General features: G+C 57.6%; 13 protein-coding genes, 4 tRNA genes and 1 pseudogene. 14 read left to right on the forward strand and 4 right to left on the reverse strand.

The genetic code is table 11. The annotated features are described in order from the left end of the window. Window positions 1-53: 53 nt before the first annotated feature. The 4 genes from argG to B472_RS15280 form a co-directional block, all read right to left on the reverse strand. On the reverse strand, window positions 54-1,394 hold the full coding sequence (argG, locus tag B472_RS15265) for an argininosuccinate synthase (protein ID WP_019425606.1): 1,341 nt from the start codon (window positions 1,392-1,394) through the stop codon (window positions 54-56). Between the two features lie 7 nt (window positions 1,395-1,401). Continuing rightward, window positions 1,402-1,719: a pyrimidine/purine nucleoside phosphorylase gene (locus B472_RS15270; RefSeq protein WP_019425607.1), complete on the reverse strand. Its 318-nt coding sequence runs from the start codon at window positions 1,717-1,719 to the stop codon at window positions 1,402-1,404. A 136-nt stretch (window positions 1,720-1,855) separates the two neighbouring features. After that, window positions 1,856-2,512 carry a glycine zipper 2TM domain-containing protein gene (locus tag B472_RS15275; protein ID WP_019425608.1) on the reverse strand — a complete coding sequence of 219 codons (657 nt, stop codon included), beginning with the start codon at window positions 2,510-2,512 and terminating at the stop codon, window positions 1,856-1,858. 97 nt (window positions 2,513-2,609) lie between these two features. Continuing rightward, the gene (locus B472_RS15280; protein ID WP_019425609.1) at window positions 2,610-2,954 is read right to left on the reverse strand and encodes an ArsC family reductase; all 345 of its coding nucleotides are present in this window, start codon (window positions 2,952-2,954) and stop codon (window positions 2,610-2,612) included. Window positions 2,955-3,002: 48 nt separating this feature from the next. Between B472_RS15280 and folC the strand changes: the two genes are divergently transcribed. The 14 genes and pseudogenes from folC to B472_RS17365 all read left to right on the forward strand — a co-directional run. Beyond that, window positions 3,003-4,292, forward strand: a complete 1,290-nt coding sequence (gene folC / locus B472_RS15285; RefSeq protein WP_192877885.1) for a bifunctional tetrahydrofolate synthase/dihydrofolate synthase — start codon at window positions 3,003-3,005, stop codon at window positions 4,290-4,292. Between the two features lie 9 nt (window positions 4,293-4,301). Further along, window positions 4,302-5,078 carry an SPOR domain-containing protein gene (locus tag B472_RS15290; protein WP_019425611.1) on the forward strand — a complete coding sequence of 259 codons (777 nt, stop codon included), beginning with the start codon at window positions 4,302-4,304 and terminating at the stop codon, window positions 5,076-5,078. 1 nt (window position 5,079) lies between these two features. Then, window positions 5,080-5,574: a CvpA family protein gene (locus B472_RS15295; protein WP_019425612.1), complete on the forward strand. Its 495-nt coding sequence runs from the start codon at window positions 5,080-5,082 to the stop codon at window positions 5,572-5,574. Between the two features lie 40 nt (window positions 5,575-5,614). Beyond that, a complete protein-coding gene (purF, locus tag B472_RS15300) occupies window positions 5,615-7,129 on the forward strand; it encodes an amidophosphoribosyltransferase (RefSeq protein WP_019425613.1) in 1,515 nt (504 codons plus the stop codon). Window positions 7,130-7,137: 8 nt separating this feature from the next. Next, window positions 7,138-8,349, forward strand: coding sequence for an O-succinylhomoserine sulfhydrylase (locus B472_RS15305; RefSeq protein ID WP_019425614.1), 1,212 nt, complete (start codon window positions 7,138-7,140; stop codon window positions 8,347-8,349). A gap of 1 nt (window position 8,350) precedes the next feature. Further along, window positions 8,351-9,760, forward strand: coding sequence for a glutamate--tRNA ligase (gltX, locus tag B472_RS15310; RefSeq protein ID WP_019425615.1), 1,410 nt, complete (start codon window positions 8,351-8,353; stop codon window positions 9,758-9,760). Between the two features lie 75 nt (window positions 9,761-9,835). Beyond that, window positions 9,836-9,911 (forward strand) — tRNA-Ala (locus tag B472_RS15315). Window positions 9,912-9,949: 38 nt separating this feature from the next. After that, window positions 9,950-10,025: transfer RNA gene (locus B472_RS15320), tRNA-Glu, on the forward strand. 56 nt (window positions 10,026-10,081) lie between these two features. Further along, a tRNA-Asp gene (locus tag B472_RS15325) sits at window positions 10,082-10,158 on the forward strand. A 142-nt stretch (window positions 10,159-10,300) separates the two neighbouring features. Next, a complete protein-coding gene (locus B472_RS15330) occupies window positions 10,301-10,777 on the forward strand; it encodes a MerR family transcriptional regulator (RefSeq protein WP_019425616.1) in 477 nt (158 codons plus the stop codon). A gap of 7 nt (window positions 10,778-10,784) precedes the next feature. Then, window positions 10,785-10,861, forward strand: a tRNA-Pro gene (locus tag B472_RS15335). A 533-nt stretch (window positions 10,862-11,394) separates the two neighbouring features. Beyond that, complete coding sequence (locus tag B472_RS17000) at window positions 11,395-11,745, forward strand: hypothetical protein (RefSeq protein WP_133176110.1); 351 nt, start codon at window positions 11,395-11,397, stop codon at window positions 11,743-11,745. A gap of 116 nt (window positions 11,746-11,861) precedes the next feature. Then, window positions 11,862-12,089, forward strand: a pseudogene (locus B472_RS17360) (hypothetical protein); the annotation flags it as partial. A gap of 155 nt (window positions 12,090-12,244) precedes the next feature. After that, window positions 12,245-12,553, forward strand: a 309-nt coding sequence (locus B472_RS17365) for a hypothetical protein (protein WP_238147461.1), incomplete at its 3' end; no start/stop codon positions are given.

Here is a 12,553-nt window from a genome sequence, read left to right on the forward strand (position 1 = left end):
ATACCTTGCCCTGACGGCCAGGTTCACCCAGCCAAGCCAGCCCATGAAAAAAATCACTTCTTGCCGCTGCCTTCGAGCTTGTAAATGTGGGGGCCATCGCCCACCGACAGCAAGCCGGTTTGGGCGTAGATGCCCAGTTTGGCGCGGGTGTCCACGATGTCCAGATTGCGCATGGTCAGCTGGCCAATGCGGTCGAGCGGGCTGAACGGCGCGTCTTCCACTTTTTCCATCGACAAACGCTCTGGGGCGTAAGTCAGGTTGGCCGACTCGGTGTTCAGGATGCTGTAGTCGTTGCCACGGCGCAGCTCCAGCGTCACAGTCCCTGTCACGGCGCGGGCCACCCAGCGCTGGGCGGTTTCGCGCAGCATGATGGACTGGGGGTCGAACCAGCGACCTTGGTACAACAAGCGGCCCAGACGAAGACCGTTGATGCGGTACTGCTCGATGGTGTCTTCGTTGTGGATGCCGGTGACCAAGCGCTCATAGGCGATGTGCAGCAGCGCCATGCCGGGGGCTTCGTAGATGCCGCGGCTCTTGGCTTCGATGATGCGGTTTTCGATCTGGTCGCTCATGCCCAGACCATGGCGGCCACCGATTTCGTTGGCCTTGAGGAACAGCTCAACCGGATCGGCGTACTCCACGCCGTTCAAGGCCACGGGCATGCCTTCTTCAAAGCGCACGCTGACCTCTTCGGCCATGACTTCGACCTCCGGCTTCCAGAATGCCACGCCCATGATGGGGTTGACGATCTTCATGCCGCTTTGCAGGCTTTCCAGGTCCTTGGCTTCGTGGGTGGCACCCAACATGTTGCTGTCGGTGGAGTAGGCCTTTTCGGCGCTCATCTTGTAGCCAAAGCCGTTGGCCGTCATGAAGGCGGACATTTCAGCACGGCCACCCAGTTCATCGATGAACAGCTGGTCCAGCCAGGGCTTGTAGATCTTGAGGCTCGGGTTGGTGAGCAGACCGTAACGGTAAAAGCGCTCGATGTCGTTGCCCTTGAAGGTGCTGCCGTCGCCCCAGATGTTGACGTCGTCTTCCTTCATGGCGGCCACCAGCATGGTGCCGGTCACGGCGCGGCCCAGCGGGGTGGTGTTGAAGTAGGTGATGCCACCGGTGGAAATGTGGAAAGCGCCACTTTGGATGGCCGCGATGCCTTCGTAGGCCAGTTGGGTGCGGCAGTCGACCAAGCGGGCTTTTTCGGCGCCGTATGCCATCGCCTTGCGGGGAATTTCGTTGTAGTCGGCTTCGTCTGGCTGGCCCAAGTTCGCGGTGTAGGCGTAGGGCAGGGCGCCCTTTTGCTTCATCCACAGCAGGGCGGCAGAGGTGTCCAGACCGCCCGAAAAGGCGATACCGACTTTTTGCCCTTTGGGCAGGTTTTGCAAGATGGTGCTCATGGGGCGATCAACCGAAGTGGCAAATGTAGTGGTAAGGCTCGGTCACGCGGATGTCGAACTTGGAGTTACCGGGGATGCTGAATTCTTCGCCCGCGCTGGATTTGACCCATTCGGTGCTGCCATCCAGCTTGTATTCGCAAAAGCCACCGACGCACTCCATGATCTCAGGCGCGCCGGTGTTGAAAGTGAGGGTGGCGGGGAGGATGACGCCCACCGACAACTTGGTGCCATCGGGCAAAGTCAGGCCGTGGCTGACGCACTTGCCGTCAAAATAAACATTGGCTTGGGTGTTGACGGATACGCCGTCGATGGTTTGGGTGGTCATGGGCAAAACAGGTCAGGGTTAACAGCGCGGGCGGGCCGCAGAAAAACGCGGCCCGAAGGCCGCGTCCATCAACAAGCTGCTATTTTAGGACACCCAGCCCTTGAGCGTTGGTCAACCAGCCCCCCTCACAGGCTGTTCAGCGCCAGTGACCGTGTCGGTGTCCGCCGCTCCATCCCCATCCCAAGTTGACACTGTTGAATACGGGTGGGTAGCTGCGGTAGACGGGAGTGGGCACATAAACCACGCGGGGCTCGGTGACCATTGTCACAGGTGGCAAAGTGCTCACGATGTTGCTGGGGGGTATTTCAGAACGAGGTGAATTGACGGGAATCACTTGCAGGGCAATGGTAGCGCCAGGGTCTTGGGGTAACTGCACTGTGTACTGCTTGCCCGCATATTCATAGACCACGTTGTAGCCGACCAAGCGGTTTTCGTAGACGTTTTGGGTGCTGCATTGGGTTTGGTTTTGGGTCCAAGCGCCGCTTGGGCCTTCGATCCGCTCGCCCACCATGGCCCCGCCCATGATGCCAATGACCGTCGCCAAAGCGCGGCCGGAACCGTCACCTATGGCGTTGCCCATGGCGCCCCCGGCGATGGCGCCCATGAGCGCACCTGCACCCGAACTTGGCGCTTGCTGCACCACGGGCACTTGGGTGCAGGTTTGGCGGGGAACCATGACCTGTTGGTAAACAGGACTTTTGGACAGGACTTGTCCCAGCTCTTGCGCCCATGCGCCCAGTGGGGACATGGCAGTCCAGCCCAGCAGGGCGCAGCTGATAAAAACGGTTTTCATGGCGATTTCTTGGAGAGAAAGTGACACGCTCAGTTTACGCGTGCTGCGCACCCCATGGTGCGGTCGATGTGTAAAGATGGGTAACAGTTTTGTTGTTTCAAGCTGGCCACTGTTCTGGCTTGAAGCCGACGGTGATTTGGCCTGAAGGCCACACAATGACGGGTCTTTTGATGCAGCTGGCGTGCGCCAGCATCAGGGCCTTGGCGCTGTCGCTGTCTGTCACACCCGCTTGGACGCTGGTGTCGAGCTTGCGCCAGGTGGTACCTTGGCGATTGAGCAAAGTTTCCCAGCCCAAGTGGTTCATCCAAGTGTCCAGGGCGGTGTCGGGCACACCTTGTTTTTTGAAGTCGTGGAATGTGGCCTGAATGCCTTGGTCCGTCAGCCAAGTGCGCGCTTTTTTGACAGTGTCGCAGTTGGGAATGCCGTAAACAATGGGGTGCATAGGTTTGTCAAAGCTCGTGGAGATCAGTCTGGGCGACAATTGCCGCCTATGAAGACTCTACAACAATGGCTCGACTGGTGCGAGCGACTACACCCTGTGGCCATTGACATGGGACTGGACAGGGTGAAAGCCGTGGCCGACCGGATGAACCTGCGTTTCGACTGCCCGGTGATCACGGTTGCTGGTACCAACGGCAAGGGCTCGACCTGCGCCATGCTGGAGGCGGTTTTGCTGCAAGCGGGCTACAGAACTGGGGTTTACACATCGCCGCATTTGGTTCACTTTGAAGAGCGTTGCCGTTTGCATGGCGAATCGGCATCTGCCGAAGCGTTTGCCGATGCTTTTGCAGCGGTCGAGGCGGTGCGTGGTGATGTGAGTTTGACTTATTTTGAGTTCAGCACCCTGGCCATCTTGCACATGATGGCGAGTGCCAATCTGGATGTGGCCATTTTGGAAGTGGGCCTGGGCGGGCGTTTGGATGCCGTGAACATCGTGGACGCTGACTGCACCATCATCACCAGCATTGACATCGACCACACCGCCATTTTGGGCCATGACCGCGACACCATCGGACGTGAAAAAGCGGGTGTGATGCGGGCCGGACGGCCTGTGATCGTGAGCGACCCGGTCCCCCCGCAAAGTGTGATCGACCATGCAGCGGCCCTTGGCGCTGAATTGTGGTTGTTTGGCCGTGACTTCAATTACTCGGGTGACAAGCAGCAATGGGCTTGGGCAGGACGCGATCGCCGCTACAGCGGCATGGCCTACCCGGCATTGCGCGGGGCCAACCAACTGATCAATGCCTCTGGCGTGCTGGCCGCTCTTGAAGCCTTGCGCCAGCGCATTCCCGTGACGGCCCAAGCCGTGCGCAATGGCATGGCCATGGTGGAATTGCCTGGCCGCTTTCAGATCGTGCCTGGACAACCTGTTCTGGTCTTGGATGTGGCCCACAACCCGCACTCGGTGGCGGCTTTGGCCGTCAACTTGGACGCCATGGGTTTTTACCCCACCACCCATGCCGTATTCGGGGCCATGGCCGACAAAGACCTGTTGCCCATGTTCCAGCGCGTCAATCCGATGGTGGACCGTTGGTATTTCACGGATTTGCCTTTGCCACGTGCCGCCAAAGCGTCCGATTTGCAGGCCATTTGGCAAAGCCAAAACACCCGGGTTGACACGGCCAGCAGTGTGCATGCCAGCCCTTTGGTGGCCCTGCAGGCCGCCATCGATGCGGCTGACCCGGCTGATAGAATCGTTGTCTTTGGCTCCTTCTACACCGTGGGCGGTGTTTTGGCGGACGGCATACCACGCATGCAAGCCAAACACCTTAGCCCCTGAGCAATTGCCATGGCTTTTTTTAAGTTCCGATTTTCTGGTCAAACCCCGTCTGCCGAGGGCGTGGCAACCGGGCCCAGCGAAAGCATTGAAATTGTCCGCCGACGTGCTCGCCACCGTCTGACCGGTGCCGTGGTTTTGGTTTTGTTGGCAGTGGTGGGTTTTCCGCTCTTGTTTGACACCCAACCCAGGCCTGTTTCGGTGGATACGCCCATCGTGGTGCCCGACCGACAAAAAACGCCAGCGCTGGCCAGCAACCTGCCTGTGCCTGCGGCCCAAGCGCCGGCCAAACCTTTGTTGCCCAACACAGAAGCGGCCACAGTGCCTGCGCACGCCAGTTTGGATGCCCGCGAAGAAGTGGTGCCCAAACCAGCGGCTTCCTTGGTTGACAAGCCGGCAGACAATCCTGTTGAAAAGCCCGTGATCACCAAGGCCGAAGCCAAACCTGAGGCCAAGCCTGAATCCAGACCAGAGGCCAAAGCGCCAACCCCACCCAAGCCCAAAGACGATGGCCAAAAAGCCCAAGCTTTGCTCGAAGGCAAGCCCGTTAAACCCGCAGCTTCCAAGGTGGCGATTCAAGTCGGGGCCTTTACCGATGCCGCCAAAATTCGCGATGTGCGCAGCAAACTTGAGCAAGCGGGCCTGAAAACCTACACCCAAGTGGTCGAAAAAGATGGCAAAAGCACCACACGCATCCGTGTGGGGCCGTTTGAAACCAAAGAAGAGGCCGACAAAGCCGCAGCACGCATTCGCAAGCTCGATTTGCCAGCCGCCGTTTTGAAACTCTGACATGGCCATCTCCCTGACCGATTGGTTGTTGTTGGGGGTGTTGGCCAGCTCCATGCTGTTGGGGTTCTGGCGCGGTTTGGTTTATGAGGTCTTGTCCTTGGCGGGCTGGATGGCGGCTTTCATGGCCGCGCAATGGTTTGCTGAAGACACCATTGGTTTTTTGCCTTTTGTTCAGGGCGCGCCCGAATCGGTTCAGTACGCGGTCGCGTTCGTGGTGGTGTTTGTGACCACGTTGTTTGCCATGGGCATGTTGTCTTGGTTGATCAAGAAGCTGGTGGAAACCGTGGGCCTGAGGCCTGTGGATCGTTCTTTGGGCGCCATGTTTGGTTTGGCCCGCGGGGTGGTGGTTTTGTTGGTGGTCACTGTGCTGCTGCAGCTTTTGGGCATGGCCTCAGAGCCTTGGTGGAAAGAGGCTCAGGGCCCCGTTTGGCTGGACACCGCGATCAAGGGCCTTAAGCCCTTGTTACCCGAAAAATTTGTGGATTTTTTGCCCTGAAATTTTCTGGGCTGTTCGATTTTTGAACGGATAAAGATTTATGTGTGGAATCGTCGGCGTGGTCAGTCAAGCACCGGTCAATCAGCTGATTTACGATGGTTTGCTGTTGTTGCAACACCGGGGGCAAGATGCGGCCGGCATCGTCACCCAGCTGGACCGCAAGTTTTTCATGCACAAGGCCAAGGGCATGGTGCGCGACGTATTTCGCACCCGCAACATGCGCAGCTTGCCGGGCAATTGCGGCTTGGGCCAAGTGCGCTACCCCACGGCGGGCAACGCCTTCAGCGAAGAAGAGGCTCAGCCCTTCTATGTCAATGCACCTTTTGGCTTGGTGCTCGTGCACAACGGCAATCTGACCAACGCCCATGCTTTGAAGGCCGAGTTGTTTTCCAACGACCACCGCCACATCAACACCGAGAGCGACTCCGAGGTCTTGCTCAACGTGTTGGCGCATGAGCTGGAAAAAACCACCCGAGGCTTGCCCCTCAAGCCTGTGGATGTGTTCGAGGCCGTGCGCGGCGTGAACCGCCGCGTCAAAGGGTCTTATGCGGTGATTGCCTTGATCGCAGGCCACGGCTTGGTGGCCTTCCGAGACCCGCACGGCATTCGCCCTTTGTGCATGGGGCGCAGTGCCGACGGCTCCATCATGCTGGCCAGCGAGTCGGTAGCCCTGGATGGCACAGCACACCAGTTTGAGCGCGATGTGGCCCCCGGTGAAGCCATTTTTGTGGACTTGAACGGTCAGATGCACACGCAGTCCTGCGCTGACCAGTCGCAACTGAGCCCCTGCATTTTTGAATACGTGTATTTGGCCCGTCCGGACTCCACCATGGACGGTATCTCTGTGTACCAAGCCCGTTTGAATTTGGGCGAAACACTGGCCAAGCGCGTGATCTCGACCGTGCCGCCCAGCGACATCGATGTGGTCATTCCGATCCCCGAGTCCAGTCGCCCCAGTGCCACGCAATTGGCCCATTTGCTGGGCATTCCTTACCGTGAGGGGTTTGTCAAAAACCGCTATGTGGGCCGCACGTTCATCATGCCGGGTCAGTCGGTGCGCAAAAAGTCGGTGCGCCAAAAGCTCAACACCATCGTGAGCGAATTCAAGGGCCGCAACGTCTTGTTGGTGGACGACTCCATCGTGCGCGGCACCACCAGCCGAGAGATCGTGCAGATGGCGCGGGACGCTGGCGCTCGCAAGGTCTACCTGGCCAGTGCTGCGCCCCCCGTGCGTTACCCCAACGTTTACGGCATCGACATGCCGACCAAAGAAGAGCTGGTGGCGCATGGCCGCAGCATCGAAGAGATCCGCCAGATCATTGGCTGCGACGCCTTGATTTACCAAGATGTGGACGCCATGAAAACGGCCGTGGCCCAAGCGCGAGTCAATGCAGCGGGCGCGCTGTCCGATTTCGATGCTTCTTGCTTTGATGGCGTGTACGTGACGGGCGATATTTCGGCCGACGACATCAGCCGTTTGAACCAAACCCGTCCTCAAGCCGAAGAGGGCGATGACGACAATTCGCGTTTGGCCTTGCCCAACGCCAGCCTATAAGACCTGCCATGAGCCCAACCCACAAATTTGACGACCTGCACATTGAGACGCTGGCTGTTCGAGCTGCTGTAGAGCGCAGCCAGTACGGTGAGAACTCCGAAGCCCTTTACTTGACGAGTGGCTACGTGCAACCCACGGCCGAAGCCGCTGCTCGCCGATTTGCGGGCGATGAAGAGGGCTATACCTACGGCCGCTACGGCAACCCCACCGTCAGCAGCATGGAAATTCGCTTGGCCGCTTTGGAGGGCACCGAAGCCGCCATGGGCACGGCCTCGGGCATGTCGGCCATTTTGATGATGTGCATGGGTTTGCTCAAAGCGGGCGATCACGTGGTGTGCTCGCGCTCCATGTTTGGCTCCACCATCAAGCTGATTGGCACCGACCTGGCCAAGTTTGGTGTTGAGTCCAGTTTTGTGTCGCAAACCAACCTCAAAGAGTGGCAAGCTGCCATTCGCCCCAGCACCCGGTTGCTGTTGGCCGAGACCCCCACCAACCCTCTCACCGAGGTGTGTGACATTCAGGCCTTGGCCGACTTGGCACACAACGCGGGCGCTTTGTTTGCGGTGGACAACTGTTTTGCCACCCCCGCTTTACAGCGCCCCGCACAAATGGGGGCAGACATCATCACGCACTCGGGCACCAAGTATTTGGATGGCCAGGGCAGGGTGATGGCCGGTGCGCTTTGCGCCCCTCAGCAGATGATCACCGAGAAGTTTTTGCCGGTGCTCAAAAGCGGCGGCATGACCTTGGCGCCTTTCAACGCTTGGGTGGTGCTCAAGGGCCTTGAAACGCTGGACCTGCGCATGCGTGCTCAAACGGCACGGGCGCAAATCTTGGCCGAATGGCTGGAAAAGCATCCTGCGGTGGCCCGCGTGCATTACCCGGGTTTGGCCAGCCACCCGCAGCACGACTTGGCCATGCGCCAGATGTCGGGTCTGGGCGGTGCGGTCTTGTCTTTTGATGTCAAGGCCGATGGCCCCGAGCAATCGCGCCAGCGTGCTTTTCATGTGATGGACCAGATGCAAATGCTGTCTCTGTCCACCAACTTGGGTGACACCAAAACCCTGGTCGCTCACCCGGCCAGCACCTCGCACGGCCGCCTGACCGAAGCGCAGCGCCAAGCCGCCGGCATTGGGCAGGGCCTGATCCGAGTGGCCGTTGGCCTCGAATACCCGCAAGATATCCAAAAAGACCTGTCCCGTGGTCTCGATACCCTCTGATATGACCAACGCCCTTTCAAGCACGTCTGCACACACGCGCACCCGCTTCGCCCCATCGCCCACCGGCTTCATTCACCTGGGCAACATCCGCTCGGCTTTGTACCCCTGGGCCTTTGCCCGTGCCACAGGTGGCGACTTCATCTTGCGCATCGAAGACACCGACCTCGATCGTTCTACGCAGGCCTCTGTGGATGTGATCATCGAAGGCATGGCTTGGCTGGGTCTTGACCATGACGAAGGCCCGTTCTACCAAATGCAGCGCATGGACCGCTACAAGGCCGTGCTGGCGGATTTGATCGCGGCTGGCCATGTGTACCCCTGCTACATGAGCGTGGCGGAACTCGATGCTTTGCGCGAGCGCCAAATGGCCAACAAGGAAAAGCCGCGTTATGACGGCACATGGCGCCCCGAGCCTGGCAAAACCTTGCCCGCTGTCCCCGAGGGCGTGAAGCCCGTGCTGCGCTTTAAGAACCCCATTGGCGGCGTGGTGGCGTGGGACGACAAGGTCAAAGGCCGCATTGAAATCAGCAACGACGAGTTGGACGATTTGGTGATCGCCCGCCCCGACGGCACCCCCACCTACAACTTTTGCGTGGTGGTGGACGACATCGACATGCAGATCACGCATGTGATCCGCGGTGACGACCACGTCAACAACACACCGCGTCAGATCAACATCTTCAAAGCCCTGGGCCAAGAGCCCCCGGTGTATGCCCACTTGCCCACCGTGCTGAACGAGCAGGGCGAAAAGATGAGCAAGCGCAACGGGGCCAAGGCGGTCACGGCCTACCGAGACGAAGGCTATTTGCCGGATGCCATGGTCAACTACTTGGCCCGTTTGGGCTGGAGCCACGGCGACGACGAAATCTTCAGCCGTGCGCAATTCATCGAATGGTTCAATCTGGACCATTTGGGCCGCAGCGCTGCGCAGTTTGACGAAGCCAAACTCAAATGGGTCAACGCCCAACACCTCAAGGCCATGAGCGATGACGCATTGGCCCAACACGTCCAGCCATTCCTGGCCAAATTGGGCGTGGTGGCGGATGAACGATTGGCCAATATCTGCGGCCTGTTCAAAGACCGCTGCGACACCCTGGTGGTGTTGGCGCAATGGATTTCAGCCTTCTATCTGGACGTGGTGCCCAACCCGGAAGAAAAAGCGCAGCATGTGACCGACGCGGTCAGACCAGCTTTGTCGGTCTTGGTGGGCAAACTGGCCGCATGCGATTGGGACAAGGCCTCGATTGCTGCGGCCATCAAGGAAACCTTGGGTGAAACGGGCCTCAAAATGCCTGTCTTGGCGATGCCTGTTCGGGTCTTGGTGATGGGCACAGCCCAGACGCCATCTTTGGATGCGGTGCTGGCTTTGAGTCGCAGAGAAAAAATTATCGAGTGTTTGAAAAACGCTTAAATTTCTGTCTATAATTCGAGTCTCGACACCAACGAGGCACAACGAATAAGCAGCAATGCTCAACGTTTTACCAAAGGGGGTATAGCTCAGCTGGGAGAGCGCTTGCATGGCATGCAAGAGGTCAGCGGTTCGATCCCGCTTACCTCCACCAAAGTGTCGAGATGATTCGCAAGAATCCGTCCAGGTTATGACCCTATCGTCTAGAGGCCTAGGACATCACCCTTTCACGGTGAGTACCGGGGTTCGAATCCCCGTAGGGTCGCCAAGTTTTGTAGCACTTGGTCAGCTGCATCAGCAGTTTGACAAAAGTTACAGCTACCAGGAGTGGTAGTTCAGTTGGTTAGAATACCGGCCTGTCACGCCGGGGGTCGCGGGTTCGAGTCCCGTCCACTCCGCCAAGTCAAGAAGCCCAAGCAGTTCGCTGTTTGGGCTTTTTTGTTGCCTGACGCTTCCTCTCGATCTTTTCTTTTCAAAAAATCTGGACTGTCTAAACACAGTTGCAGTAAGCTACAAGGTTCCCCCTTTAACTTATTGTCGGCCATGGACAGTTTGCTCCCACCCATTCCAGCCAAACGCTACTTCACCATCGGTGAGGTGGGCGAGCTGTGTGGTGTCAAACCGCATGTGCTGCGCTATTGGGAGCAAGAGTTCACCCAACTCAGGCCGGTCAAGCGCCGTGGCAACCGACGTTATTACCAGCGTCACGAGGTCATGATGATCCGCAAGATTCGCGGCCTGTTGTACGACCAAGGGTTCACCATCAGTGGCGCACGAAACAAGCTGCAAGAACTGGTTCAAGTGGACCGCGATCTGACTCGGACGGTGGGCGTGCAAGATCCTCTGTCTGAAGATGCTGGCGCAGCGGATGCTTGGGATGCCCAGTCAAGCGGGCCTGACGCACAGACCGATGCGTTGCGTTGGCAAGGCTTGTCGAGCGATTTTTCGATCCAACAGGAGTTGCTGCAGATCCGCGAGCTTCTGACGGTCAATGGGCCACTTAATCAGGCTATAATTTGAGTCTTGTCGGCGTGTAGCGCAGCCTGGTAGCGCACTTGCATGGGGTGCAAGGGGTCGCGAGTTCGAATCCCGCCACGCCGACCATATGAATCAAGGACTTAGCTTCGAAAGGGGCTAAGTCCTTTCTTCTTTTTGGCTCCGGTGAGCTAACTTGCCCCCGCCATGGCTACGCGTAAGCAAGTGGAGGAGCCCCTGTCGCATGACCATTCAACCGAGTGTTCTTGAGATTGCCTGGACAGCTCATTTGTATCCATTGAGCGAACTCAGTTGTGCTCAATTGCTTGTGCCAATTGCGCCATCCCTTTGTGATTTCACTCGGCATCAAACTTTTCTAACAATCAAGTGCCGCAGGTCTTTTGTGAACCATCGAGCCCGTCACAAAAGCCTGAGGCATCATCCCTAGCGATTCTGCTCAACGCTTGATCCAGCAAGGCTTCGTACTGGAAAGCAGCCTCTAAGAAATTGTCTGAGGTACGTCTCCTGCTGCGTGAAGGCATTGGCTCCTGATTAAGTACTTTGTCACGCAGACTGTGATACCGCCAAATCAGCCGGTCTTCAGCATCTCCGGATTGGGACTGGTAAGCAATCTGCTGACAGTGGCGCCAAGCAAACCGTCCGTGGCGCATGTACAGCACCGCCATCCGATCGCCACACTGCCGACAAACGAACCAGCGACGATGGTCACCAAAGTGGCAAGGGGTCTGTGTCATGCCGATCCAATGCGTGTGAAACCCGATGTCTATCGTGAGGTGGTCGTCGAATGCCTTGAAAAGTCCCTCCAGCCGAACCTGACCGTGTTGCCGCCAGTAAAGCCGTTTCCAGCTCCCGGCAACCAGATAACCCTGTCTGGAAAGGTACTATCCATCCAGCGCCGAGACCTCTTCAGCTTTGAGTTTGTGAGCTGGACGCCCAGCCCCTATTCTTTGTCCGCCTTTACCCATCTCTCGCTACCTCTGAATACGAAATAAATGCAGACCCTCGCACGCTCAACTTGGCAAAAACGCTAGTCACTCAGCAGGATTGGACATCAAGATCATGAACATCTAGATCAACCAATCAGTCAGCATCCTGTGCAGTTCACCGCATGGACCGCTGCCACCTCAAAGGCTTAGAAGGCGATGCACTGCGCGCAGTGCTGTGCCCCGCAGGCTACAACATCCGCTGGTTGCTGCGGATGATCGCCCGGAAAGGCCTGGGCCTTTTGTTGTGCCTGTTGCAGGTAAGCGGTTTGACGGACTGGTTTGCGAAATTGGCAGAGATCTTCGGCCTCAACCAACTGCAAAACTCAGGTCAGGGCAGGGTGCTGGCTTGAAGTTAATTTTGCAGGGGCGACGCCATAAGCATCTCGCACAACTGAGCCCCCATGAATTCGAGCGCCAGCGTCAGACTGCGCTAAATAAACTATCTAGGGATTCGGGGGAATAATATACATACTATAATTTCGATGTATTTCTTATAGGTCAATCGATGACAACACTACCTGATCTGTCGCGCAGAAAAGCAACATTTGTTGCATTGTGGTCTATGGCTTTGTCAGCCTGCGGTGGAGGTGGATCTTCCGAAGCTGGAAATTCAAAAGAATTCAAACTTAAAGTTGTTCCTGCACTTGGAGGTTTTACAAATGGTGCAGAAATTTCGGTGTTTGAAGCACTGTCGGGTCGACTTCTCGGTCAAGCCCCCTCTGTCACGATAGTTGTCCGGTCTCTTGAAGAGACAAATTCAATCCACCGAGGGGACGGGAAAGATGGAACTCATGCCAGTCTATGGCCCGCAATT

The sequence above is a fragment of the Limnohabitans sp. Rim28 genome, from assembly GCF_000293865.2.
GTDB lineage: Bacteria > Pseudomonadota > Gammaproteobacteria > Burkholderiales > Burkholderiaceae_C > Limnohabitans_A.